21 protein-coding genes are annotated in these 25,125 nt (G+C 64.4%); 13 read left to right on the top strand and 8 right to left on the bottom strand.

Annotation, left to right across the window (positions count from 1 at the left end):
• Window positions 1–26: 26 nt before the first annotated feature.
• Window positions 27–1,964, bottom strand: a complete 1,938-nt coding sequence (locus tag ACN9M1_RS08320) for an ATP-binding cassette domain-containing protein (RefSeq protein WP_426398735.1) — start codon at window positions 1,962–1,964, stop codon at window positions 27–29.
• Between the two features lie 239 nt (window positions 1,965–2,203).
• On the opposite strand from ACN9M1_RS08320, the gene ACN9M1_RS08315 reads away from it, so the two are divergent.
• From ACN9M1_RS08315 to ACN9M1_RS08275, 9 genes are all read left to right on the top strand, one after another.
• Window positions 2,204–3,181, top strand: coding sequence for a MurR/RpiR family transcriptional regulator (locus tag ACN9M1_RS08315; protein ID WP_426398734.1), 978 nt, complete (start codon window positions 2,204–2,206; stop codon window positions 3,179–3,181).
• 17 nt (window positions 3,182–3,198) lie between these two features.
• Window positions 3,199–4,161 (top strand): isoaspartyl peptidase/L-asparaginase family protein, encoded by a 963-nt coding sequence (locus tag ACN9M1_RS08310; RefSeq protein WP_426398733.1) that lies wholly within the window; start codon window positions 3,199–3,201, stop codon window positions 4,159–4,161.
• A gap of 68 nt (window positions 4,162–4,229) precedes the next feature.
• Window positions 4,230–6,077 (top strand): dipeptide ABC transporter ATP-binding protein, encoded by a 1,848-nt coding sequence (locus ACN9M1_RS08305; RefSeq protein ID WP_426398828.1) that lies wholly within the window; start codon window positions 4,230–4,232, stop codon window positions 6,075–6,077.
• Window positions 6,078–6,126: 49 nt separating this feature from the next.
• Window positions 6,127–7,680, top strand: coding sequence for a glutathione ABC transporter substrate-binding protein GsiB (gene gsiB / locus ACN9M1_RS08300; RefSeq protein WP_426398732.1), 1,554 nt, complete (start codon window positions 6,127–6,129; stop codon window positions 7,678–7,680).
• A gap of 70 nt (window positions 7,681–7,750) precedes the next feature.
• On the top strand, window positions 7,751–8,674 hold the full coding sequence (gene gsiC / locus ACN9M1_RS08295) for a glutathione ABC transporter permease GsiC (protein ID WP_426398731.1): 924 nt from the start codon (window positions 7,751–7,753) through the stop codon (window positions 8,672–8,674).
• Window positions 8,675–8,684: 10 nt separating this feature from the next.
• Complete coding sequence (gsiD, locus tag ACN9M1_RS08290; RefSeq protein WP_426398730.1) at window positions 8,685–9,584, top strand: glutathione ABC transporter permease GsiD; 900 nt, start codon at window positions 8,685–8,687, stop codon at window positions 9,582–9,584.
• Between the two features lies 1 nt (window position 9,585).
• Window positions 9,586–10,632, top strand: coding sequence for a P1 family peptidase (locus tag ACN9M1_RS08285; RefSeq protein ID WP_426398729.1), 1,047 nt, complete (start codon window positions 9,586–9,588; stop codon window positions 10,630–10,632).
• Entirely contained in the window at window positions 10,620–11,435 is an 816-nt protein-coding gene (locus ACN9M1_RS08280; RefSeq protein ID WP_426398728.1) for a M55 family metallopeptidase, read from the top strand. Before ACN9M1_RS08285 ends, ACN9M1_RS08280 begins: the two co-directional genes overlap by 13 nt.
• Before the next feature lie 322 nt (window positions 11,436–11,757).
• On the top strand, window positions 11,758–12,120 hold the full coding sequence (locus ACN9M1_RS08275) for a chitin-binding domain-containing protein (protein ID WP_426398727.1): 363 nt from the start codon (window positions 11,758–11,760) through the stop codon (window positions 12,118–12,120).
• Window positions 12,121–12,402: 282 nt separating this feature from the next.
• On the opposite strand, the gene prmB is transcribed toward ACN9M1_RS08275, so the two are convergent.
• From prmB to dapC, 7 genes are all read right to left on the bottom strand, one after another.
• Entirely contained in the window at window positions 12,403–13,305 is a 903-nt protein-coding gene (gene prmB / locus ACN9M1_RS08270; RefSeq protein WP_426398726.1) for a 50S ribosomal protein L3 N(5)-glutamine methyltransferase, read from the bottom strand.
• Window positions 13,306–13,312: 7 nt separating this feature from the next.
• A complete protein-coding gene (locus tag ACN9M1_RS08265; protein ID WP_426398725.1) occupies window positions 13,313–13,831 on the bottom strand; it encodes a class IV adenylate cyclase in 519 nt (172 codons plus the stop codon).
• Window positions 13,831–14,982, bottom strand: a complete 1,152-nt coding sequence (gene dapE, locus ACN9M1_RS08260; protein WP_426398724.1) for a succinyl-diaminopimelate desuccinylase — start codon at window positions 14,980–14,982, stop codon at window positions 13,831–13,833. Before dapE ends, ACN9M1_RS08265 begins: the two co-directional genes overlap by 1 nt.
• A gap of 25 nt (window positions 14,983–15,007) precedes the next feature.
• A complete protein-coding gene (locus ACN9M1_RS08255; RefSeq protein ID WP_426398723.1) occupies window positions 15,008–15,352 on the bottom strand; it encodes an arsenate reductase in 345 nt (114 codons plus the stop codon).
• Window positions 15,353–15,366: 14 nt separating this feature from the next.
• Window positions 15,367–15,762, bottom strand: a complete 396-nt coding sequence (locus ACN9M1_RS08250) for a hypothetical protein (RefSeq protein WP_426398722.1) — start codon at window positions 15,760–15,762, stop codon at window positions 15,367–15,369.
• 69 nt (window positions 15,763–15,831) lie between these two features.
• Window positions 15,832–16,659, bottom strand: a complete 828-nt coding sequence (gene dapD / locus ACN9M1_RS08245; RefSeq protein WP_021194364.1) for a 2,3,4,5-tetrahydropyridine-2,6-dicarboxylate N-succinyltransferase — start codon at window positions 16,657–16,659, stop codon at window positions 15,832–15,834.
• Between the two features lie 42 nt (window positions 16,660–16,701).
• Window positions 16,702–17,901 (bottom strand): succinyldiaminopimelate transaminase, encoded by a 1,200-nt coding sequence (gene dapC / locus ACN9M1_RS08240; RefSeq protein ID WP_426398721.1) that lies wholly within the window; start codon window positions 17,899–17,901, stop codon window positions 16,702–16,704.
• 157 nt (window positions 17,902–18,058) lie between these two features.
• Here dapC and ACN9M1_RS08235 point away from each other — a divergent pair, with 157 nt between their 5' ends.
• From ACN9M1_RS08235 to ACN9M1_RS08220, 4 genes are all read left to right on the top strand, one after another.
• Window positions 18,059–18,994, top strand: coding sequence for a DMT family transporter (locus ACN9M1_RS08235; RefSeq protein WP_426398827.1), 936 nt, complete (start codon window positions 18,059–18,061; stop codon window positions 18,992–18,994).
• Between the two features lie 100 nt (window positions 18,995–19,094).
• Entirely contained in the window at window positions 19,095–20,096 is a 1,002-nt protein-coding gene (locus ACN9M1_RS08230; protein ID WP_426398826.1) for an alpha/beta fold hydrolase, read from the top strand.
• A 250-nt stretch (window positions 20,097–20,346) separates the two neighbouring features.
• The gene (smc, locus tag ACN9M1_RS08225) at window positions 20,347–23,862 is read left to right on the top strand and encodes a chromosome segregation protein SMC (protein WP_426398720.1); all 3,516 of its coding nucleotides are present in this window, start codon (window positions 20,347–20,349) and stop codon (window positions 23,860–23,862) included.
• Window positions 23,863–25,107: a cell division protein ZipA C-terminal FtsZ-binding domain-containing protein gene (locus tag ACN9M1_RS08220; protein ID WP_426398719.1), complete on the top strand. Its 1,245-nt coding sequence runs from the start codon at window positions 23,863–23,865 to the stop codon at window positions 25,105–25,107.
• Window positions 25,108–25,125 lie beyond the last annotated feature (18 nt).

The raw sequence follows: 25,125 nt of genomic DNA, 5'->3' as shown, positions 1-25,125 counted from the left end.
CTCCTTCTTGGCCGGACACGCCAGCCTTAGCTGATCTGTTCGAGTTGCTCGTGCAGTTCGAGCCAGCGTTCTTCCAGCGTGTCGAGTTCGGTGTTGATCTCGGCCTGGCGGCGCAGGCTCTCCATCATGCGCGTCTTGTTGGCTTCCTCGTACGCGGCGCCATCGGCCAGGAACGCTTCAAGCTCGGCCTTTTCCTTCTGCAGCGGCGCCATGCGTTTTTCGATGGCGTCGACGTCCTTCTGCAGCGGCTTGCGCAGCGCATTCAGGCGCTGGCGTTCGGCGGCTTCTTCGCGCTTCTGATCGCGGCGGTTGGTGACAGGTGCGCCATCCGCATCGGCGGATGCTGTTGGCGCGCTGGCGGCTGCACGCTTGGCGGCGGCCTGCTTGAGCAGCCAGTCGCGGTAGTCGTCCAGATCGCCGTCGAACGGGGCGACGGTGCCTTGACCCACCAGCAGGAACTGGTCGGTCGTGGCGCGCAGCAAGTGCCGATCGTGGGAGACGAGGATCAGTGTGCCGTCGAACTGGGCGAGCGCCATGGTCAGCGCTTCGCGCGTGTCGAGATCCAGGTGGTTGGTCGGCTCGTCGAGCAGCAGCAGGTTGGGGCGTTGCCAGACGATCAGTGCGAGCGCCAGGCGGGCCTTCTCGCCGCCGGAGAACGGCTCGATAGGCGAGGTCGCCATGTCGCCGCGGAAGTTGAAGCTGCCGAGGAAGTCGCGCAGCTCCTGTTCACGCACGTCGGGCGCCAGGCGCGCCAGATGCAGCAACGGCGAGGCGTGGTCGTCGAGCGTTTCCAACTGATGCTGGGCGAAGTAACCGATCTGCAGGCCTTTGCCGCGGCGGATCGTGCCCGACAGCGACGCCAGCGTTTCCGCCAGCGTCTTCACCAGCGTCGACTTACCTTGGCCGTTGGCACCCAGCAGGCCGATGCGCTGGCCGGTCTGGATCGAGAACGTCAGGTGCTTGAGGATCGTGATGGGCTGATCTTCGGTCGGGCCGGGATAGCCGCAATCGACGCCCTCGAACGTGAGCATCGGGTTGGGCGCCGCATCGGCCTCGCGGAATTCGAACGAGAAGCCGGCCGCCGCGTGCACGGGCGCGAGGCGCTCCATGCGCTCCAGTGCCTTGACGCGGCTCTGTGCCTGCTTGGCCTTGCTGGCCTTGGCCTTGAAGCGCGTGATGAACGATTCGAGGTGCGCGATCTGCTTCTGCTGGCGCGCGTACGACGCTTCCTGCAGGGCCATCTGCTGCAGGCGCTGTGTTTCGAATTGCGTGTAGTTGCCGCCGTAGCGCTTGAGCTTCTGGTGCTCGATGTGCAGCGTGACGTTGCACACGCCGTCGAGGAATTCGCGATCGTGCGAAATCATCACCAGCGTGCCGGCGTAGCGGGAAAGCCAGTCTTCCAGCCAGACCACGGCGTCCAAGTCCAGGTGGTTGGTCGGCTCATCGAGCAGCAGCAGGTCGGATGGACACATCAGTGCCTGGGCCAGATTCAGGCGCATGCGCCAGCCGCCGGAGAAGCTCGCCACCGGCTGCGTGGTCTGCGCCATCGTGAAACCGAGGCCGAGCAGCAGCGCCTGCGCGCGTGCCGGGGCGGTATAGCCGTCGGCATCGGCGAATGCGGTGTGGGCTTCAGCTTGCGCGTGGCCGTCGTGTGCCGCTTCGGCTGCCGCGAGCCGGCGTTCGATGTCGCGCAGGCGGGTGTCGCCGTCGAGCGTGTAGTCGAGCGCGCTGCGGTCCACCGCTGGCGTTTCCTGCGCCACGTGGGCGACCTGCCAGGTGGGCGGGATGGCGACTTCGCCACCATCGGCATGCAACTCGCCGCGCAGCATGGAGAACAGTGTGGATTTGCCGCTGCCGTTCACGCCGACGAGGCCGACGCGCTCACCAGGGTTGAGGGTGGCGGTGGCGTGGTCGAACAGCACCTTGGTGCCGCGCTGGAGGACGAGGTCGTCGAATCGGATCACGAAAAACTGCGCTTAGGACAAATCGGAGAAGACCGCGATTGTAGCCTGCTGCACCGCACGGTTCTGGCGCGACGGCGCGGTTTGGCCTGGTGCATGGCACCGCAATGAGGCGGCCGACGCCCGCTGCCTGTGCATGGGCTTTCGACCTAGGGAAAACCATAGGTCGCCATGAAAGTTTTCTTCTTTACATGTCCGGTTCATGAAAATACATTTACATAAAATTTTTATGGTTCGGAAACATGGCGAAGCCCACCAGCAAGCGTACGGATGTGTCGAAGGGCGCATTTGCCGCCGATGCGACCGTCTCGGAGCGCATTGGGGCGGCAGTGGCGACGCTCACGCCGGCGCACCAACGCATGGCCGAATACGTGCTGGCGAACCCGTTTCGCGCTGCCACCATGCGCATCGACGAATTCGCCAGCGCGGTGGACGCGTCCATTGCCACTGCCAACCGGTTCGCGCTGGCGTTGGGTTTTGATGGCTACCCGCAATTTCGCGCCGAGCTGCTGCGCGGCTTTGAGGCAACCCTCGCACCCGTCGAAAAACTGCGCCACGAGCTGGCCCGCCCGGCCACTAGCGCAGAGATCTTCGCCGCCTCGCTCAACGAAGACATCGCCAACCTCGACGCCACGCGCCGCATGCTCGACGCCGCCGCCTGTGACCGCGCCGTGGACGCCATCCTGGGCGCTCAACGCATCTACGTGATGGGCTTTGGCGCCAGCGGCTACCTAGCCGGTCTGCTGCGCCACGGGCTGGATCTGTATTGCGACACGGTGATTTCGGTCTCGCAGGCGGGCGGGGCATCCGACGCGGCGCGTCAGTTGCGCAAGATCGGCGCGAAAGACTTGCTGATCGCCATCGCTTTTCCGCGCTATGCCGCGGACACGATCACCCTGGCCAAGCAAGCCGGCGATCAAGGCTGCCAAGTGCTCGCGCTCACGGATAGCCCGACGTCGCCGCTCGCCCCGCTGGCCGACATTGCGTTGTACGCGCGTCCGGAGCGGCAGTTCTCGGCCACATCCGACACGGCTGCCGTGGCGCTGTTCGAGGCGCTGTGCGGTGCGGTGGCGCATCGCTCGGCGCATTCGCTGGAATCGGCTGAGCGCCTGACCGCGTTCGTGCTGCCCTGGCTGCATACCGGGCAGGCATCGCGCGCGGAGGCCGGTGGCGCACCCACTCCATCAAAACGCGGCCGCAAGCGCACCGCTGAAAACTGATTTTCATCGAGCCACGCATGACCACGCCCATTCTTGCCATCCACGGCGGTGCCGGCACCATTACCCGATCGGCCATGAGCGCCGACGCGGAAGTCGCTTATCACCAGGCGCTGAACGACATTCTTGCAGCGGGCCAACGCATCCTCGTCGATGGCGGCAGCGCGCTCGACGCCGTGACCGAAGCGGTGCGTTTGCTGGAAGAGTGCCCGCTGTTCAACGCCGGCAAGGGTGCGGTGCTCACCAGCGTCGGCACGTATGAACTCGATGCGTCGATCATGGACGGCACCACGCTGGCCGCCGGTGCCGTGACGTGCGTCAAGCGCCTGCGCAATCCCATCCTGGCAGCCCGTGCCGTGATGGAGCGCAGCGAGCACGTACTGTTCACCTCCGAGGGCGCTGAGGCCTTCGCGCAGGCACAGGGGCTGGAGTTCGTCGAACCCGATTACTACTACACCGAAGCGCGCTATGCCCAGTGGCAGCGCGCCCGCCAGCAAGACGGCATGGCGCTGCTCGATCACGATGCGGCATCGCTCATGGCCAAGGAAAACGCGCCTATCGACCCAGACAGCAAGTTCGGTACCGTAGGCGCCGTGGCATGCGACGCGCAAGGCCGCCTGGCAGCAGCCACCTCCACCGGCGGTGTGACCAACAAGAAGGTTGGCCGCGTGGGCGATACGCCCATCGTTGGCGCAGGTTGCTTTGCCAACAACGTGGCGGCAGTGTCGTGCACCGGCACGGGTGAAATGTTCATCCGCGCCGTAGCCGCCTATGACGTGGCCGCGCAGATGGAATACGCCGGCAAGTCGCTGGCTGACGCTGCCGACGATGTGGTCATGCGCAAGCTCGTCGCCATCGAAGGCCGCGGCGGGATGATCGCAGTCGATGCGCAGGGCAACGTCGCCTTGCCGTTCAACACCGAAGGGATGTACCGCGGATTCGCGCGTGGGGCGGAAGCGCCCGTCGTGTCGATCTACCGCTAAGCACGTAGGAAAGCAGGAGAGTTGCCGTGAGTGTCACCAAACAGCGAACCGCGAACACCGCGATTGCGATGCCCGATCAGCGCATCGTGCAGGTCCAAGACCTGAGCGTGCGCTTTGCCACATCTGAGCGCGTGGTCGACGCGGTGCGCAACCTGTCGTTCCATGTGGACCGTGGCGAGACCCTCGCAGTTGTGGGCGAATCGGGTTCGGGCAAGTCAGTCACGTCGCTGGCGCTGATGCGGCTGGTGGAGCACGGCGGCGGCAAGATCGTTGGCGGGCAGATGCACTTGCGCCGCCGCAACGGCGAGTTGCTGGACCTTGCGAACGCCAGCCAGTCGGCCATGCGCGATGTGCGCGGCGCCGATATCGCGATGATCTTCCAGGAGCCGATGACCTCGCTCAACCCGGTCTTCACCGTGGGCGAGCAGATTGCCGAGTCGATCCGCCTGCACCAGGGCAAGTCGGCCAGCGAGGCCAAGGCCGAGGCGCTGCGCATGCTGGAGCTAGTGCGCATTCCGGAAGCGCGCAATGTGCTGGGGCGCTATCCGCATCAACTGTCGGGCGGCATGCGTCAGCGCGTGATGATTGCGATGGCACTGTCGTGCAAGCCGTCGCTGCTGATTGCAGATGAGCCGACCACCGCGCTGGACGTGACCATCCAGGCCGAAATCCTGCAACTGATCCGTGCGCTGCAGCAGGAGCTGCACATGGCGGTGGTGTTCATCACGCACGACATGGGCGTGGTGGCGGAAGTGGCCGACCGCGTGCTCGTCATGTACAAGGGCGATCGCGTGGAAGAGGGCCCGTCGGCTACGGTGTTTGCGCAGCCCGCGCATCCGTACACGCGCGCGCTGCTCTCCGCCGTGCCGCGCCTGGGTTCGATGGAAGGGACCGATGGCCCGGCGCGTTTTCCCCTGTTGCGTGTGGACGGGACAGTCGCTGCGGTCGATACGACACCGCAACCGGCCGCCTCGCACGAAGTCCAACCCATTCTGCGCGTGCGTGATCTCGTCACGCGCTTTGACGTGCCCACGGGCATCTTTGGCCGCGTCACGCGCCGGGTGCATGCGGTGGAGCAAGTCAGTTTTGATCTCTACCCTGGTGAGACGCTGGCGCTGGTCGGCGAATCGGGCTGCGGCAAGTCGACGACGGGACGGTCGCTCTTGCGTCTGGTGGACAGCCAGAGCGGCAGCATCGAATTTTCCGGCCAGAACATCGGCGAGTTGAAGGGGCCCGCGCTCCAGACGCTTCGCCGAAACATCCAGTTCATCTTCCAGGACCCCTTCGCCTCGCTGGACCCGCGCGTGCCGGTGGGCTACTCCATCATGGAGCCGCTGCTGGTGCACAAGGTGGCGTCCGGCAAAGAGGCACAGCAACGTGTGGAATGGCTGCTCGACAAGGTGGGCCTGCAGCCCGCGCATGCGTCGCGCTATCCGCACGAGTTCTCTGGCGGGCAACGCCAGCGCATCTGCATTGCGCGTGCATTGGCGCTGAACCCGAAGGTGGTGATTGCCGATGAATCGGTCTCCGCGCTAGATGTGTCGATCCAGGCGCAGATCGTCAACCTGATGCTCGATCTGCAGAAGGAATTTGGCGTCGCGTTCCTGTTCATCTCGCACGACATGGCGGTGGTGGAGCGCATCAGCCACCGCGTGGCGGTGATGTACCTGGGCCAGATCGTCGAGATCGGCCCGCGCCGCGCGATCTTCGAGAACCCGCAGCACCCGTACACGAAGAAGCTGATGTCGGCGGTGCCGATTGCGGACCCGGCACGTCGCCACCTGAAGCGTGAGCTTTCCACGCACGAAATTCCAAGTCCGATCCGCGCCATTGGCGACTTGCCGGTGGTGCAACCCTTGGTGCAAGTGGCGCCAGACCACTTTGTTGCCCGCCATTCGATTGGCGGCGCGTATTAATCGCAAGACAGAACGCAGTAAGACGTCATCTTTGATGAGGAGGAAGGAAATGTTCAATCGCTTTGCTTTCAGCCCGCGCGCAGCCATGGTTGCCAGTGGCCTGGCCTTGGCGGCATTCACCATGCCGGCCTTTGCCGCCAAGGACGCCGTGATGGCGGTCTATTCGACCTTCACCACGATGGACCCGTACGACGCGCAAGACACGCTGTCGTTCAGCGCCACCAAATCGTTCTACCAAGGCCTGTTCGGCCTGGACAAGGACCTGAAGCTCGTCAACGTACTGTGCGAAAGCTATGACGTGAGCAAGGACGGCCTGGTCTACACCTTCAAGCTGCGCAAGGGCGTGAAGTTCCACGACGGCACCACGTTCGATGCCAACGCCGTCAAGGCCAATCTGGACCGCGTGACCAACCCGGCCAACAAGCTCAAGCGCTATACGCTGTTCAACCGCGTGGCCAAGACCGAAGTGGTGGACGCCAACACCGCACGCGTGACGCTCAAGGAACCGTTCTCGCCGTTCATCAATGTGCTGGCGCATCCGTCTGCCGCGATGATCTCGCCTGCCGCGCTGCAGAAGTACGGCAAGGACATCGCTTTCCACCCGGTTGGCACCGGCCCGTTCGAGTTTGTCGAGTGGAAGCAGACCGACTACCTGAAGGGCAAGAAATTCGACGGCTACTGGAAGCACGGCCTGCCGAAGATCGACACCATCACCTGGAAGCCAGTGGTGGACAACAACACCCGCGCCACCGTCATGCAGACGGGCGAAGCGGACTTCGCGTTCAGCATTCCGTTCGAGCAGGCTGCCGTGCTCAAGGGCAGCTCGAAGGTGGATCTGATTGCCTCGCCGTCGATCATCCAGCGCTACATCACGTTCAACACGCGCGTGAAGCCGTTCGACAATCCGAAGGTACGCCAGGCCATCAACTACGCCATCAACAAGGATGCGCTGACCAAGGTGGCGTTCTCGGGCTACGCCGTGCCGGCCGAAGGCGTGGTGCCGCCGGGGGTGGATTACGCCGTCAAGCTGGGCCCGTGGCCGTATGACCCGGCCAAGGCGAAAGAGCTGCTGAAGGAAGCGGGCTACCCGAACGGTTTCGAGACGCAACTGTGGTCGGCCTACAACCACACAACGGCGCAGAAGATCATCCAGTTCGTGCAGCAGCAACTGGCGCAGGTCGGCATCAAGGCATCGGTGCAGGCACTGGAAGCTGGCCAGCGCGTGGAGCGCGTGGAGAGCGTGCCGAAGCCGGAAGACGCTGGCGTGCGTATGTACTACACGGGCTGGTCCTCGTCCACGGCCGAATCCGACTGGGCACTGCGTCCGTTGCTGGCTTCGGAGTCGTTCCCGCCGCGCTCGTTCAACACGGCGTACTACAAGAACGATCAGGTCGATGCCGATATCGCCGGTGCGCTGCATACGACCGATCGCGCTATCAAGACCAAGATGTACACCGACGCGCAAAAGCACATCTGGGAAGACGCGCCGTGGGCGTTCCTGGTGACGGAAAAGATCGTCTACGCACGCGCCAAGCGTCTGTCGGGCGCCTACGTGGCGGCGGACGGTTCGTTCAGCTTCGACGACATCGACATCAAGCAGTAAGTCTCAAAGTTGTATCGGCCCGCGCGCAGCCTGCGCGGGCCACTGATCTTCCGCCTCTGGTGGATTTGCCATGCTGAACTACTTCATTAAACGTGTGCTGGGCGTGATCCCGACGCTGCTGATCGTGGCAGTGCTGGTGTTCCTGTTCGTGCACCTGTTGCCGGGCGATCCGGCGCGACTGGCTGCCGGCCCCGAAGCCGACCCGGCCACCGTCGAGCTGGTCCGCGCCGACCTGGGCCTGGACAAGCCGATGCACGAGCAGTTCGTGCGCTTCTTCACCAACGCCGTACGCGGCGAATTCGGCAACTCGATCCGCACCAAGCGCCCGGTCAGCGAAGAGATTGGCGAGCGCTTCTGGCCGACGCTCAACCTGACCATCGCCAGCATGGTGTGGGCGGTGATCTTTGGCATGGTGATCGGCATTACCTCCGCCGTGTGGCGCAACAAATGGCCGGACCGCCTGGGCATGACGCTCGCGGTCTCTGGCATCTCGTTCCCCGCGTTTGCGCTGGGCATGCTGTTGATGGAAGTGTTCTCGGTGCAGCTCGGCTGGCTGCCGTCCATCGGCGCGGATACGTGGAAACACTACATCCTGCCGTCGCTCACGCTGGGCGCCGCAGTGGCCGCCGTGATGGCGCGCTTCACCCGTGCCTCGTTCGTGGAAGTGCTGCAAGAAGATTTCGTGCGCACCGCCCGTGCCAAGGGCGTGCGTGAGACGGTGGTGGTCATCAAGCATTGCCTGCGCAACGCGATGATTCCGGTGGTGACCATGATGGGCCTGCAGTTCGGCTTCCTGCTGGGCGGCTCGATCGTGGTGGAGAAGGTATTCAACTGGCCGGGCCTCGGGCGCCTGCTGGTGGATGCGGTAGAGATGCGCGACTACCCGGTCATCCAGGCCGAAGTACTGCTGTTCTCGCTGGAGTTCATCCTGATCAACCTGGTGGTGGACATGCTGTACACCGTGATCAACCCCACCATCCGCTACAAGAAGTAAGGAGCCGGCCATGACGCAAGCAACCAGTCCGGCAGTCGTGCCGCAAGCCGCCACAGAGCCCGTTCGCACCCCGTGGAGCGAGTTCTGGCGCAAATTCCGCAAGCAGCATCTGGCGATGGGCGCCGGTGTGTTCGTGATCGCGTTGGCGTTGATCGCCATCCTCGCGCCGCACATCGTGCCGTTCGATCCGGAAAACTATTTCGACTACGACGCGCTCAACGCGGGCCCGTCGGCACAGCACTGGTTCGGCGTCGATTCGCTGGGCCGCGACATCTTCAGCCGCATCCTGATGGGCACGCGCATCTCGCTGGAAGCGGGCTTTGTGTCGGTCATCATCGGCGCCATCATTGGCACCGTGCTCGGCCTGCTGGCCGGCTACTACGAAGGCTGGTGGGACCGCATCGTCATGCGCATCTCCGACGTGCTGTTCGCCTTCCCCGGCATTCTGCTGGCGATTGGCATCGTGGCCATCCTGGGCAACGGCATGATCAACGTGATCTTTGCCGTGGCGGTGTTCAGCATCCCGGCGTTTGCGCGCTTGGTGCGCGGCAACACGCTCATGCTCAAGCACCTGACGTATGTGGAAGCCGCACGTAGCATCGGCGCATCGGACTGGACGATCATCATGCGGCACATCCTGCCGGGCACGATCTCGTCCATCGTCGTGTACTTCTCGATGCGGATCGGCACGTCGATCATCACCGCCGCCAGCCTCTCGTTCCTCGGCCTCGGCGCACAGCCGCCCACGCCGGAGTGGGGCGCGATGCTCAACGAAGCGCGCGCCGACATGGTGACGGCGCCGCACGTGGCGATCTTCCCGAGCCTGGCGATCTTCCTGACCGTGCTGGCGTTCAACTTGCTGGGCGACGGCCTGCGCGACGCGCTGGACCCGAAGATCGACCGCCGTTGATATGCCTGTCAGTCTTCCCAACATCGGCATACTGCCGGCCGGGCCGCGTAACAGCATCACCGATGTGGCAGGCGTGACCGTCGGCCACGCCACGCTTGCCGGCGGCGACATCCAGACCGGCGTGACCGTGGTGCGCCCGCATGCCGGCGACCCGTTCGTCGACAAGGTGCCGGCTGCATGCGCTGTCATCAACGGCTTCGGCAAGAGCATCGGCCTAGTACAGATCGAGGAACTCGGCGTGCTGGAAACGCCGATTGCGCTGACCAATACGTTTGCCGTGGGCGCTGTGGCGCAGGCGCAGATCCGCCAGGCCGTGGCTGCCAACCCGCAGATCGGCCGCGCGTGGTCCACCGTCAATCCGCTCGTCTTCGAATGCAATGACGGCTACCTGAATGACCTGCAGGCCTTTGCCGTGCAGGACGTGCACTACGACGCTGCGCATGCCGCAGCGGCCGAGACATTCGAGCAGGGCGCGATCGGCGCAGGGCGGGGGATGTCGTCGTTCGGTGTGAAGGGCGGCATCGGGTCCGCCTCGCGCGTGGTGACGCTGGCGGACGGCACACAACGCACGGTCGGCGCGCTGGTGCTGTCCAACTTTGGCGTGACGGAAAACCTGACGCTGGCCGGGCGCCACGTCGGCGCAGAACTGGCAAAGGCCCTGGCCGCTCGCGCACCCGAGCCAGAGAAGGGCTCGATCATCATGCTGCTGGCAACCGACGCCCCGCTCGACGCCCGCCAGTTGCGCCGCCTCGCCTTGCGCGCGGGTGCAGGACTAGCACGTACCGGCTCCGTCTTCGGCCACGGCAGCGGCGACATCGCGTTGGCATTCTCCACGGCCTACACTGTGCCGCACCAGGGCATGCGCGCCATGCCGGCCATCGCCATGACGCACGAATCCCACCTCGACCCGCTGTTCCAGGCTGCCGCCGACAGCGTCGAACAAGCCATCGTGCACGCGATCTTCCATGCCGAAACCGTTACCGGCCGCGACGGCAACACGCGCCGTGCACTGACCGAACTGATCTGCCCCACCCCATGCGAATCCTGATCTCCGCCGACATCGAAGGCGTAGCCAACGTCTTCCACCCCGAGCAGACGCGTGCCGGCAACGGCGAATACGAACGCGCCCGCCGCTGGATGACCGCCGAGGCTGATGCCGCCGTGCGCGGCGCCTTTGACGGCGGCGCCACGGACGTGCTCGTCAATGATTCGCACGGCGGCTTCCGCAACCTCATCCCAGAGTCGATCGACCAGCGAGCGCGCTTCGTGCTCGGCAAACCGCGCTACCTGAGCATGATGGCCGGCGTGGACGGCTGCGATGCCGTCTGCATGATCGGCTACCACGCACGTGCCGGCAGCCGCGGTGTGCTCGCGCACACCATCAACAGCTTCGCGTTCACGCGTGTCTGGTTCAACGACCAGGAGCTGGGCGAGGCGGGTATCTACGGCGCATTGGCTGGCGAGCGTGGTGTGCCCGTAGCCGTCGCCAGCGGCGACGATGTCTTCATCAAAGAAACGCGGCCGCTGCTGCCGCACACCACGTTCGTCGAAACCAAGCAGGCCGAAGGCGTCAACGCAGGCGTATCGCTGTCGCCCGAGCAATCGTGCGACGCCATTTACGCCGCAGTGAAGGCCAGCGTACAGCGCGGGCACTTCAGCGTGCCGTTGCGCATCCAACCGCCCATCGTCTGCCGCTTGCAAACGCAAACGCCCGCGTTGGCCGACCTGTTCTGCCAATGGCCCGCACTCGAACGCATGGACGGCACGATGCTGCGCTTCGCCGCCGATTCCGTCGAACATGCCGTGCGCATGCTAAACAGCCTGTCCGCCATGTCGGCGATGCTGCGCTGAGAAAGACGCAGCGCAAGCCATAGCACCAACCTACGCCCCCAGACGGTTTGGCCGTTGATGCCCTTGATGGCGCCTTGAATTTATGTAAGCGGGCGGAAAAAAGACGGGAAACTGTCTGAGCGAAGCGAGTTTTTCCCGTCTCTGCCCGGTTACGGAAATTCAAGGAGTGGTTCGCCATCTCGGGCGCGCCTTTCTTTGCCTACCTTTCTTTGGCAAGACAAAGAAAGTAAGTCGGCCCCGGCAGGGGACGAAACAAGGGATAGCCCACAAACGCACACCCCAGCGTAAACTTCAGGGTATCCAACCCCGAAGGAGCCCCCCCATGACCCGCGCACTCACACTCACCACACTGCTGTGTGCGCTAGCAGTCGTAACGGTAACGGCCTGCGACCGCCGCCCATCCAGCCCGCCGACACCGCACACAAGCAAAGCCGAACAGGCCGCTGCAGCACTAGCCAAAGCCAGTGCCGACTTCAAATGCCCGGGCCCATCCGCCCGCTTCATGCTCGACGACGGCACCAATCGCGGCCCCAAGCAGCCCCTGCGCACCAACTGCACCACGGCCTACGCCACCTGCGACGCCCAACTGCAAGCCGTCTTCGACCACTGCCCGACCGGCCAGGTGTTCGACAAGCGTTTTTCGATTTGCGTCGTGAAAGACGCGTGCGATGAGGTGCGGTCCTGACGCCAGCGCGGTGGCACCGGCTTCCTCCGTGTGTCGCACTCAACGCACCGCGTTCCGAACGCCAAACGTGAGGTTCGGAGGAGCAATCACGGGGTCCCCAACGGGGAATGCGAGATTCCGGACGCCGTCCCCTTGAGGTTCAAAACGCGACGCGCCGAGTTCGGAACCTCAACCACGTCGTCTGGAACGCAAAACGCCGAGCTTTGAGCCCGGCGTTTCGTATTGGTAAACCTCAAACGGCCGGTTCCGAATGTGAAATGTCGAGTTCGGAACGCCGTGCGCTTACAGCGCTTCGCGGGTGACCAGGAAGACTTGGTCTTCGCCGGCGCTGGTCGGCAGCCAGACGAGGTCGAGATCCGGGAAGGCCGCTTCCACGTTCTCACGCTCGTTGCCGATCTCCACCACCAGCACGCCGTGCGGCTTCAGGTGGCGGGGTGCGTCCGCCAGGATGCGACGCACGATGTCCATGCCGTCGTTGCCGCCAGCCAGCGCTATGCGCGGCTCGGCGAGGTACTCCGGCGGCAGCGCTTGCATTGAGGTTTCGTTCACATACGGCGGGTTGGTCAGGATCACATCGTAGTGCACGCCCGGCGGCAGCGGCGCATACAAATCGCCTTCGTGTAGGCGGATGCGGTCTTCCAGCTTGTATTCGTCGACATTGCGATTGGCCACCACCAGCGCATCCGGTGACAGATCCACCGCGTCGATGGTCGCATTCGGCCATTGCAGCGCGGCCAGGATCGACAGGCAGCCAGAACCGGTACACAGCTCCAGCACATCGGTCGGGCCGTCTTCCTGGTCGAGCCAGGGCTCCAAGCCGTCTTCCAGCAATTCACCGATGAAGCTGCGCGGCACGATCACGCGCTCGTCCACGTAGAAGCGCATGCCGTGCATGAACGCCTCATGCGTGATGTAGGCAGCGGGCACGCGGTCGACGGCGCGGCGCTCGATGACCTTCAGCACGGCAGCCACTTCCTCGGGCAGTAGGCGCGCATCCATGAACGGCTCCAGCGTGTCGATGGGCAGGTGCAGCGTGTGCAGGATCAGGTAGGCGGCTTCGTCGTAGGCGTTCTCGCTGCCGTGGCCGAAGACGAGGCCGGCAGCAGTGAAACGCGACACGGCGTAGCGCAGCAGGTCGCGCACCGTGGTGAACGGGTGGGAGGCGGGCAGGGTGTGGGTGGTCATGTTTGGCTCAGTGTTGTTTGGCAGCCAGCAGGTCGACGTAGGCGACGTCGAGCAGGTCGGCCTCGGCAATGCCGAGGGATTGCATGAGAGCGTGGGCGATCTTCACGCCGTCGTCTTCGGATTGCTCATCGCGCAACACGACTTCAAGTTCGACGAAATCGCCGAGGTCTTTGACCGCATCCACGTGAATGCGCGTCTGGCCGGCGAGATAGAGCTGCCGCACCTTGATGACGCGGCCGCTGGTGCCGATGGCGGCGGCCAGTGTGTCGCGCAGCGCATCGGGCGCGCTGGTCGGCACGATGTGGTAGCTCGACACGCGCGGGCCGGTGCTGTCGGCGCGGAAGTAGTGGATCAGTTCACCACGCTCGGGCGAGAACTGCCGCAGCTTCAGCCGTCCGTGGGCGCTGGCAAAAAACGTGTCGTCCTGATCAATGCGCTCGGGGCCCGAATCGGCGATGGCGGCAGCGCGTTCCAGCAGCGCTGCCACATCGCGCACACGCGCCTTGATCTCGACGTTGCGTGCCATCAGGCGATCAACGTTTCCAACACGCGGCGATACACGTTCTTCAGCGGCTCGATGAAAGCCACTTCCACGTGCTCGTCGATCTTGTGGATGCTCGCGTTCGGCGGGCCGAACTCGATCACCTGCGGGCAGATCTTGGCGATGAAGCGGCCGTCCGACGTGCCGCCGGTCGTCGACAGCTCAGTGGTCACGCCGCACTCGGCCTGGATGGCGGAGGCGAGGGCTTCGGACAGGTCACCGCGCTCGGTCAGGAATGGCTCGCCACCCAGCGTCCAGTCGAGCGTGTAGTCGAGGCCGTGTGCGTCGAGGATGCTGTGCACGCGTGCCTTCAGGCCATCCGGCGTGCTCGCGGTCGAGAAGCGGAAGTTGAAGTCGATCGTGACATGGCCCGGGATGATGTTCGTCGCGCCCGTACCGCCGTGGATGTTCGACATCTGCCACGTGGTCGGCGGGAAGTATTCGTTGCCGTCGTCCCAGGTGGCGGCAGCGAGTTCAGCCAGTGCTGGTGCGGCCAGGTGGATTGGGTTCTTGGCCAGATGCGGATAGGCGATGTGGCCCTGTACGCCATTCACCGTGAGCTTGCCCGACAGCGAGCCGCGTCGCCCGTTCTTGACCATGTCGCCGAGGGTCGATACCGAAGTCGGTTCGCCGACCACGCAGTAGTCCAAGCGCTCGCCGCGCGCACGCAGCAGGTCGCACACCTTGACGGTGCCGTCGTGGGCGGGACCTTCTTCGTCGCTGGTGATGAGGAAGCCGATCGAGCCTGCGTGGTCGGGGTGCTTGGCGACGAATTCTTCCGACGCCACCACGAAGCCCGCGATGGACGTCTTCATGTCTGCCGCGCCGCGTGCGTAGAGCTTGCCGTCGCGGTGCGTGGGCTCGAACGGGTCGGAGTGCCATTGCTCGACGGGGCCGGTGGGCACCACATCAGTGTGGCCAGCGAAGACGAGCAGCTTGCCTGCGGTGCCTGCCGTGCCGCGCTTGACGGCCCACAGGTTGGTCACGCGGAAGTGGTCCGGGCCGCTGACCACGGTTTCGCAGGTGAAGCCGGCAGCAGTCAGTCGTTCGATCAGCACGTCCTGGCAGCCCTTGTCTTCGGGCGTGACGGAGCGGCGGCGGATCAGGTCTTCAGTGAGGGCAAGCGTGGGCTGCATGACAGTGACGGTGTTGTCGTTATTGTTAGAACAGGGAGGCGTACTGGTCCGCCGAGAAACCGACGTTGACGGTCTTGCCGCGCACGAGCACCGGCCGCTTGATGAGCGACGGGTTGGCCTGCATCAGCGCAATCGCGCCGGTTTCATCTTCAGCGCGGGCTTTGTCGGCATCCGACAGCGCGCGCCACGTGGTGCCCTTGCGGTTGATCAGCGTGGTGAGCGGCACATGCTTGAGCCAACCGGCCAGCATGTCGGCGCTCACGCCCTGTTTCTTGAAATCGTGGAAGGTGTACGCGACGCCGTTCGATTCGAGCCACGTGCGGGCTTTCTTCACGGTGTCGCAGTTGGGAATGCCGTGCAGGGTCGTCATGATGGGATTGGCTATCAGTGTCGAGAGGCTTGCTGTGCGATGACGAGTGCAGCGATGGCCAGCGCAAAGCCGATGGATGCCAGCCACGTCATGCGCTTGAGCCGACGTTCGAGCCGCGCGGCTTCGTCGCGCAAGGCATCGATGGTGATGGCGTGCTGCTCGGCCAGCAGCTTGACCGATTCGGCCTGCTGCAGGATCGCCGCTTCCAGCTCGGCAATCCGGGTATTCGGGTCGGGCGCGGCACCTTCTGCGCGTGCAGCTTCGGTGCCGGCTTTCCTGCGGTTCTTGAACTTATCGATGGTCTTGTTCGCCTGCTCCAGGATGGTGGGCAGTAGCGACAAGACGGTACCGATGGTGTTGGGATCAAGACCCATGATGCGTTGGCGCAGTTTGTCGAATTTTCCAGACATGCTGCGTTCAGGTTGGTTGGCGTGCCGGTCAGACTACACGACACGCCCACCGTTCCGGCTTAGTCGCCCTTAGTCACCACGGAGCAGCTCGTTCAGGCCAACCTTGGCGCGCGTCTTGGCGTCGACTTTCTTGACGATCACGGCGCAGTACAGGCTGTGCGTGCCGTCCTTGCTCGGCAGGTTGCCCGCCACCACCACCGAGCCCGCCGGGATGCGGCCGTAGCTGACTTCACCGGTTTCGCGGTCGTAGATCTTGGTCGACTGGCCCAGGTACACGCCCATCGAGATCACCGAGTTTTCTTCCACGATCACGCCTTCCACCACTTCCGAGCGTGCGCCGATGAAGCAGTTGTCTTCGATGATGACCGGGTTGGCCTGCAGCGGCTCCAGCACGCCGCCAATGCCCACGCCGCCCGACAGGTGAACGTTCTTGCCGATCTGCGCGCACGAACCGACGGTGGCCCACGTGTCGACCATCGTGCCTTCGTCCACATAGGCACCGATGTTCACGTACGACGGCATCAGCACGGCGTTCTTGGCGATGAACGAGCCACGGCGTGCCACAGCCGGCGGCACCACACGGAAGCCGCCAGCGGCGAAGTCTTCCGCCGTGTAGTTGGCGAACTTGCTCGGCACCTTGTCGTAGAACTGCGTGAAGCCACCGGCAGCCATCGGGGCGTTGTCTTCCAGGCGGAACGACAGCAGCACGGCCTTCTTGATCCACTGGTTGACGATCCACTCGCCGTCCTTCTTCTCGGCCACGCGCAGCGCGCCCTTGTCGAGCTGCCCGATCACGTTGGCCACAGCTTCGCGGACATCGGCCGGAGCGGCCTTGGGCGACAGGTTGGCGCGGTCTTCCCACGCTTGATCGATCAGGGATTGCAGTTGTTGCGTCATGGCTTGTTGGCTCTAGGAGAGATTCGAAAAAGGGATGAGAGATCAGCGTTGCTGGCAAAACTCGGCAATGCGGCGCGCGCCTTCCAGGCATTCGTCCACGCCGGCCACCAGCGCGATGCGCACGTAGTCCTGGCCAGGGTTCGTGCCGTGTGCCTCGCGGGCAAGGTAGCTGCCCGGCAGCACGGCGACGTTCTTGGCGGCCAGGAGTTGGCGTGCGAATTCGGTATCCGACAGGCCCGTGCGCTTAACGTTGGCCCACAGGTAGAAGGCCGCGTCGGGCAGGGCCACGTCCAGCACTTCGGCCAGCATCGGCGTGACTTGCTGGAACTTCTTGACGTATTGCGCGCGGTTGTCGCGCACGTGCGTTTCGTCGTTCCACGCGGCGATGCTAGCGGATTGCACCGACGGGCTCATCGCGCTGCCGTGATACGTGCGATACAGCAGATACGCCTTGAGTAGCTTGGCGTCGCCCGCCACGAAGCCGGAGCGCATGCCCGGCACGTTGGAACGCTTGGACAGGCTGGAGAACATCACCAGCCGCTCAAAGCCGCGGCCCAGTTGGTGCGCAGCCTGCAGCGCGCCCAGCGGCGGATTGGCTTCGTCGAAATAGATTTCGGAATAGCACTCGTCCGACGCGATGATGAAACCGTATTCGTCCGACAGCGCGAAGAGCTGCTTCCAGTCTTCCAGCGTGAGCACGGCGCCGGTCGGGTTGCCCGGGCTGCACACGAAGACGAGCTGCACGTTGCGCCATTCTTCCGGCGTGATCGAATCGAAATCGGGCGCGTAGTTGCGTGCCGGGTTGCTGTTGGCGAACAGCGGCGTCGCGCCAGCCAGCAGGGCCGAGCCTTCGTAGATTTGGTAGAACGGATTCGGGCACAGCACACGGGCGCCGGGCTTGCTGCCGTCGATCACGGTCTGGGCGAATGAGAACAACGCCTCGCGCGAACCGTTCACGGGGATGACCTCGGTGGCCGGATCAACCTTCGGCAAGCCGTAACGACGCTCCAGCCATGCCGCGATGCACTGTCGCAGTGCATCGGAGCCCAGCGTCGTGGGATAATTCGCCAGCCCGCCGAGCGCGGCCACGAGCGCATCTTTGATGAGCGCAGGCGTCGGGTGCTTGGGCTCGCCGATGCCGAAGCTGATCGGCGTATGGGCGGCGCTGGGCGTCACGTCCTTGACGAGCGCTTTCAGTTTTTCGAACGGATACGGCTGCAGGGCGGACAGGCGCGGATTCACGGTGCGGGGCGGGTTGGGTAAGCCAGCGTGGCGCTTGGCGGGAAGCCCGAAATTATACGGCCAACGTGTGTTGACCGCCCTAAGAGAACCCGCATAACCCCGGAACATTGCAGGAAGCGGCGGTTTTCCGCCGTTTTTTATTGAATTCATGACAATGATGACGTCTTCGGCGCCTGTATCGGGCACCCCGGCGAACGCCGCCACCCACCACGAGCCGCAATGGACAGCCGCGCTCTTCATCCTGCTGGGCGCATCGGTGTGGGGCATTTCCTGGTATCCGTATCGCCTGCTGGCGAGCAGGGGCTTGGGCAGCATGCTGGCCTCGTCGACGACGGGTGCCGTGGCGGCCGTGCTGGCCGCCGTGTTGCTGCGACGCCATTTCCGCACCTTCCAGTGGTCGTGGGTGATTCTGGCATTAGCGCTGGCAGCCGGCGTGACCAACGCCGGCTTTGTTTGGGGCACGGTGCATGGCACGGTGATGCGTGTGCTGCTCCTGTTCTATCTGACCCCAGTGTGGACGGCGCTGCTGGCGCGCTTGTGGCTGCATGAGCGGTTGGGTTGGCGCGGTGGCGCGTTGCTCGCGCTGGCACTGTCGGGCGCGGTGATGATGCTGTGGTCTGGCGAGGCCGGCACGCCGTGGCCGGGCTCGGCGGCGGAATGGGCGGGGCTGATTGCGGGGCTCGCGTTTGCGTGTAACAACGTGCTGTCGCGCTTGGCAGGGCAGCGCCATCCGACCATGCGGCCGGAGATGCGCACTGTGGTGGTGTTTACCGGCTGCGCGGCGGTCGGGTTGCCGGCGGCGATGTTGGTGGATGGCGTGCAGGCGGTGCCCACGGCGGCCCTCGCGCAGGCGAATACCTGGGCGCTGCTGCTTGGCATGGCATGCGTGCTCGTCGGCGGCAATGCACTGGTGCAGCGTGGCCTGCAACGCTTGCCGGCCAACCGCGCTGCGCTGCTGATGCTGTTTGAGATTGTGGTGGCGGCTGTGTCGTCGGCGCTGCTGACATCGGAGCGATTGTCTGCCCAGGAAATGGTGGGCGGTGCGTTGATCATCCTGGCAGGGGCGTTGTCGGGGCTGTCGCGGCGCAAGTAATGCTGTGCAAAACAAGGCCGTGCAAACCAAGCGAGGTGTACTGATGTTGCTGCGTTCGTTGCCGGGTGCGATTTCCGCTGCGCTGGCGATTATCGTGTCGATGGCCGCTGTTTCGGCGCATGCCGCGCCGGCAGATGATGGCCCCGCGTATGGCCCGCGGCTGGAGGGCTTCACGTACCCCGCGCCGGTCAAGTTGTTCAAGTTCGAGTCGCAGGGCAATGCCTTGGAAATGGCGTACCTGGATGTCGCCCCGAAACAGCCAAACGGCCAGGTGGTGGTGCTGCTGCATGGCAAGAATTTCTGCGCGGCCACGTGGGAGGGCACGATCCAGGCGTTGACCGATGCCGGCTATCGCGTGATCGCGCCAGACCAGATCGGTTTCTGCAAATCCAGCAAGCCGCATGCGTATCAGTACACCTTCCAGCAGTTGGCCAACAACACGCATGCGCTGCTGGCTTCGCTCGGTATCCGGCAGGCCATCGTGATCGGCCATTCGACGGGCGGCATGCTCGCCACGCGTTATGCGCTGATGTTTCCGGGCGAAGTCTCGCGGTTGGTGATGATCAACCCGATCGGCCTGGAAGACTGGAAAGCCAAGGGCGTGCCGTCGATGACGGTCGACCAGTGGCTTGCGCGCGAAAAGCAGACCACCGCCGAGCGCATTCGCGCCTATGAGCAGTCCACGTACTACGCCGGCCAATGGCGTGCGGACTACGAGCCATGGGTGCAGATGCTGGCCGGCATGTATCGCGGGCCGGGGCGCGACCTTGTGGCGTGGAATTCCGCGCTGCTGTACGACATGATCTACACCCAGCCCGTGGTCTATGAGTTTGGCAACTTGCGCCCGGCCACGCTGCTGCTGATCGGCCAGAAGGACACCACGGCCATCGGCAAAGATGTCGCGCCGCCGGAGGTCCGAGCCCAACTCGGCCATTACCCCGAACTGGGTCGGGCGGCGGTGAAGGCCATCCCGCGCGCCACGCTGGTGGAGTTTCCCGATGCGGGCCATGCGCCACAGATCCAGGACCCTGATGCGCTGCACAAAGCGCTGCTCGATTGGCTGGCCAGTCCGGAGCGTTCGCGCACACGCCGTCCGGACTGACGCAACTTGTCATGAAGGTGAAACTGCTGACAAATTTGCAGTAATTCGCCCTCCAGTGCGGCAAATTTCGTCCATTTTGGTAGCCATTTGATTGGCGGGAGCGCAGGGCGCGAATGGTATGATGGCGCCATCCGCGCCCCTGGGGCGTGCCTTGCCTGTTCGCGCCGCCCGGCGTGAATGTGGCGACCAAGGCGCGTTCCTCGGGCGCCCGCTTTATCCCCTTTGCTGAACCCTTCGAGACGAACTCAACGTGCGCCTCTCTTCGATCAAGCTCGCAGGCTTCAAGTCTTTCGTCGATCCGACCAATTTCCACGTTCCGGGCCAGCTCGTCGGCATCGTCGGCCCGAACGGTTGCGGTAAATCCAACATCATCGACGCCGTGCGCTGGGTGCTCGGCGAATCACGCGCGGCAGAACTCCGCGGTGAATCGATGCAGGACGTCATCTTCAACGGCTCCACGCAGCGCAAGCCGGCCGGCCGGGCCAGTGTCGAACTCGTGTTCGACAACGCCGAAGGCCGCGCCGCCGGCCAGTGGAGCCAGTACGCCGAAGTGGCGGTCAAGCGCGTCTTGAGCCGCGACGGTACGTCGTCGTACTTCATCAACAACCAGGCGGTGCGCCGACGCGACATCCAGGATATCTTCCTCGGCACGGGCCTCGGGCCGCGCGCCTACGCCATCATCGGGCAGGGGATGATCTCGCGCATCATCGAGGCCAAGCCCGATGACATGCGTATCTTTCTGGAAGAAGCCGCGGGTGTGTCTAAGTACAAGGAACGCCGCCGCGAAACCGAAAACCGCCTGTCCGATACGCGCGAAAACCTCACGCGCGTGGAAGACATCCTGCGTGAACTCGGCACCAACCTCGAAAAGCTCGAGGGCCAAGCTGAAGTCGCACAGCGCTTCCAGGCGCTGCAGGCCGACGGTGAAGAGAAACAGCACCTGCTGTGGCTGCTGCGCAAGCGCGAGGCGCAAGGCGAGCAGGAACGCCATCAGCGCGCCATTTCGCAAGCGCAGGTCGACCTCGAAGCGCAGACCGCGCAGCTTCGCCACATCGAAGCCGAGTTGGAAACGATGCGCGCGGCGCACTACGCGTCGTCTGACGCCATGCACGCCGCGCAGGGCGCCCTGTACGAGGCCAACGCCGAAGTCAGCCGCCTGGAAGCCGAGATCCGCTACGTGGTGGAGTCTCGCAACCGCATCCAGCAGCAGATCGCCACGCTGACCGCGCAGCAAGACCAATGGCACACGCAAGGCGAGCAGGCGCAGGAAGACTTGGCAGCGGCGGAGGAACAACTCGCCATGGCCGAGGAACGCGCTGCCCAGGCCGCAGAAGAAGTCGCCCGCAAGTCGGACGAACTGCCGGCCATGGAAGCGCAATGGCGCGACGCGCAGACGGCGTTGAATGACCAGCGTGCCGCGATCCTGCAATCGGAACAGGCGCTCAAGCTGGAAGCCGCACACCAGCGCAATGCCGATCAGGCGCTGCTGCAACTGGATCAGCGCCGCGAACGTCTGTCGCAGGAATCCAGCGGTCTCGACAAGCCGGACGAAGTGCAACTCGAAACGCTGCGCGCTGAGCTGGCCGAGCAGGAAGAGGTGCTGGCCGAAGCGCAGGCCGCGCTGGAAGACGCCGAAACCCAAGTGCCGCAGCTCGACGAAGCCCGCCGCGCCGCACAGGGCCGCGTGCAATCGGAAGCGGCCGCCATCGCCAGCCTGGAAGCCCGTCTTGCCGCGCTCAAGCAGTTGCAGGAGAACGTGCAGACCGACGGCAAAGTCCAGCCGTGGCTAGCCAAGCATGAACTGAGCGAACTGCCGCGCTTCTGGAAGAAGCTGCAGATCGAGCAGGGCTGGGAGCCGGCGCTGGAATCCGTGCTGCGTGAGAAGCTCGGCGCGCTGGAGGTTTCCAACCTCGATTGGATCAAGGCGTTTGCCGCGGATGCGCCGCCCGCCAAGCTGGCTTTCTATGCGCCGCCGCCAGCTGCGAAGCCCATCGAGGCACCAGCAGGGTTGCGTCCGCTGATGTCGCTGCTGCAAGTGACGGAGCCGGGCATTCGCGCAGTGCTGCAAGACTGGCTGGCCGACGTTTACATCGCCGACGACATGCAGGCTGCACTCAATGCACGCCAGATGCTGCCCGAAGGCGGCACGTTTGTCGTCAAGGCGGGGCACCTGATCGGGCGATCGTCGGTGCAGTTGTACGCGCCCGATTCCGAGCAAGCCGGTATGCTGGCCCGCGCGCAGGAAATCGAAAACCTGCAGAAGCAGGTGCGTGCGCAGATGCTGCTGTCGGACGAAGCCAAGAGCGACGCGGTGCGCGCCGAAGCGGCCTACACCCAGGCCAGCCAGACGCTCACCATGGTGCGCGCCCGCGCCGAGCAAGCCACACGCCGCGTACACGTGCTGCAGATGGACGTGCTCAAGCTGTCGCAAGCAATGGACCGCTACAAGGCGCGTAGCGGCCAGATCGACAGCGAGCTGGAAGAGATCCGCGCGCAGATTGAAGAGCAGCGTGCCATCCGTGCCGAATCCGAAGCCTCCTTCGAGCAGCACGATGCGGCACTCGCCGATATGCAGGCGCGCTTTGAAGACAACCAGCAGGCGTTCGAAGCACTCGAAGCCCGCCTGGGCGACGCCCGCAACGCACTGCGCGATCTGGAGCGCGGTGCGCAGGAAGCGCACTTTGCCGAGCGCAACCTGGGTAACCGCATTGCCGAGTTGAAGCGCAACATCCAGGTGGCGAGCGACCAGGCGCAGCAGATCGTGCTGACGCTGGAAAACGCCCGCGCCGAACTTGAAACGATCAACGAGCAGACTGCGCATACCGGCCTGCAGGAAGCGCTGGAGCGCCGTGCCGAGAAGGAAGAAAAGCTCGGCGCAGCGCGCATTGAACTGGATGCGCTGACGGCCCAGTTGCGTGCCTTCGATGAGCAGCGCCTGACTGCCGAACGCGCCCAGCAACCGCTGCGTGATCGCATCACCGAACTGCAGTTGAAGGAACAGGCCGCGCGCCTGAACCAGGAGCAGTTCTCCGAGCAGCTTGCCACTGCCAACGTGGACGAAGCCGCGCTGGCCGAACGCCTGACCGGCGATCTCAAACCTTCGTATCTGCAAGGCGAAGTCACGCGCATCAACAACGCCATCAACGCGCTCGGCCCCGTCAACATGGCCGCGTTGGACGAGTTGGCTGCGGCGCGCGAACGCAAGGGCTTCCTCGATGCGCAGTCGGCCGATTTGAACGACGCCATCACCACGCTGGAAGACGCGATCCACAAGATCGACCAGGAAACGCGCTCGCTGCTGCAAGGCACGTTCGACCAGGTCAACTACCACTTTGGTGAACTGTTCCCGACGTTGTTCGGTGGCGGCCAGGCCAAGCTGATCATGACCGGCGAAGAGATTCTCGACGCGGGCGTGCAGGTGATGGCGCAGCCGCCGGGCAAGAAGAACTCGACCATTCACCTGCTGTCGGGCGGCGAGAAAGCGCTGACCGCGATTGCGCTGGTGTTCGCGATGTTCCAGTTGAACCCGGCCCCATTCTGCTTGCTGGACGAGGTGGACGCGCCGCTGGACGACGCCAACACCGAGCGCTACGCCAACATGGTCAAGCGCATGTCTGACAAGACCCAATTCGTTTTTATTTCTCACAACAAGATTGCGATGGAAATGGCGCAACAGCTCATCGGTGTGACCATGCAGGAGCAGGGCGTGTCCCGAATCGTGGCGGTGGATATGGATGCCGCGCTGACCATGGCGGAGGCAGCCTAAATGCAGCTCGGACAGGACAACAACCTGGTGATGGCGCTGTTGGGCGCCGGCGTGGTCTTCGTGCTGGTGATCGTGGTTTACAACCAGTGGCAGATCCGCAAGGCGCGTCGCCCCGAGGCGTACAACCCGCACATCGACGAGGCGCCGCGCCGCGATCACGCAGAAGGCGGCTGGACCGAACGCGCTGAGCCCGCACTCGGTGGCGAGCCCGAGGATGTGCGTCGCGTTGAGCCGCGCTTTGAGCCCGGCTTCTCGCCCAAGCCGAATGCCCCTGCTACGGGCAGCGCCGAAACCGAAGCCGGTGTGATCGGCGCGGAACTGGCGCCGTCCGGCGAAGAGACCGTGCTCGAAGCGGCCGACGCCGACGTGGCGGAAGCTGCTGCAGAGCCCGCACCGGGCTCGCTGGAGCCGGCCATCGGCGTGATCGATCCGTTGATCGACTGCATCGTCCCCCTGCACCCGGAGCGCGAAGTGTCCGGTGACCGGCTGCTGCCGGCGATGACGAAGCTGCGTCGCGCGGGCACCAAGCAGATCCACGTGGAAGGCCTGAACCCCGCCGCCAATGCATGGGAAGCGATCCGCGCGGGTCAGCGCTACCTGGACGTGCAGGTAGCCGTGCAACTGGCCAACCGCTCGGGCCCGCTCAATGCGCTGGAGTTCTCGGAGTTCATCAACGCCATTGATCCGCTGTCGGAAGCCGCCGATGCCGTGCCCGAACTGCCGGACATGAACGAGACGATTGCCAATGCGCGCGAACTGGATGCCTTTGCCGCCGAATGCGACGTGCAACTGGGTGTGAGTGTGATCTCCGATGGCGCGCCGTGGTCGGCTGCTTACGTGCAGACGGTGGCCACGCAGGACGGCTTGGTGCTGTCGCGCGACGGCACGCGCTTCACGCGCTTCCACGCCGGTGCGGATGGCGTGCAGCGCGCGCTGTTCACGCTGCAGTTTGGCGACACCAACTTCCTGCGCGACGACCTGACCGTCAAGGCGGGCCGCCAGATCACGCTGCTGCTCGACGTGCCGCTGGCCGAAGAAGCCACCAAGCCGTTCAAGCTCGTCTGCGAATACGCCTACACGCTGTCGCAGCGCATGGGCGCGCAGGTGGTGGACGACAACCTGCGCCCGCTGACTGAACAATCGTTCGTCGCCATCCAGAAGCATCTGCGGGTGCTGTACGACAAGCTCGAATCGCGTGGCATTCCGGCCGGTTCCAGCACCGCGGTGCGCCTGTTCAGCCACTGACGCGACTCCCCAATTTTC

This window comes from Ralstonia sp. R-29 (genome assembly GCF_049913345.1).
Classification (GTDB): Bacteria; Pseudomonadota; Gammaproteobacteria; order Burkholderiales; family Burkholderiaceae; genus Ralstonia.
This window is presented reverse-complemented; position numbering and strand designations above follow the sequence as displayed.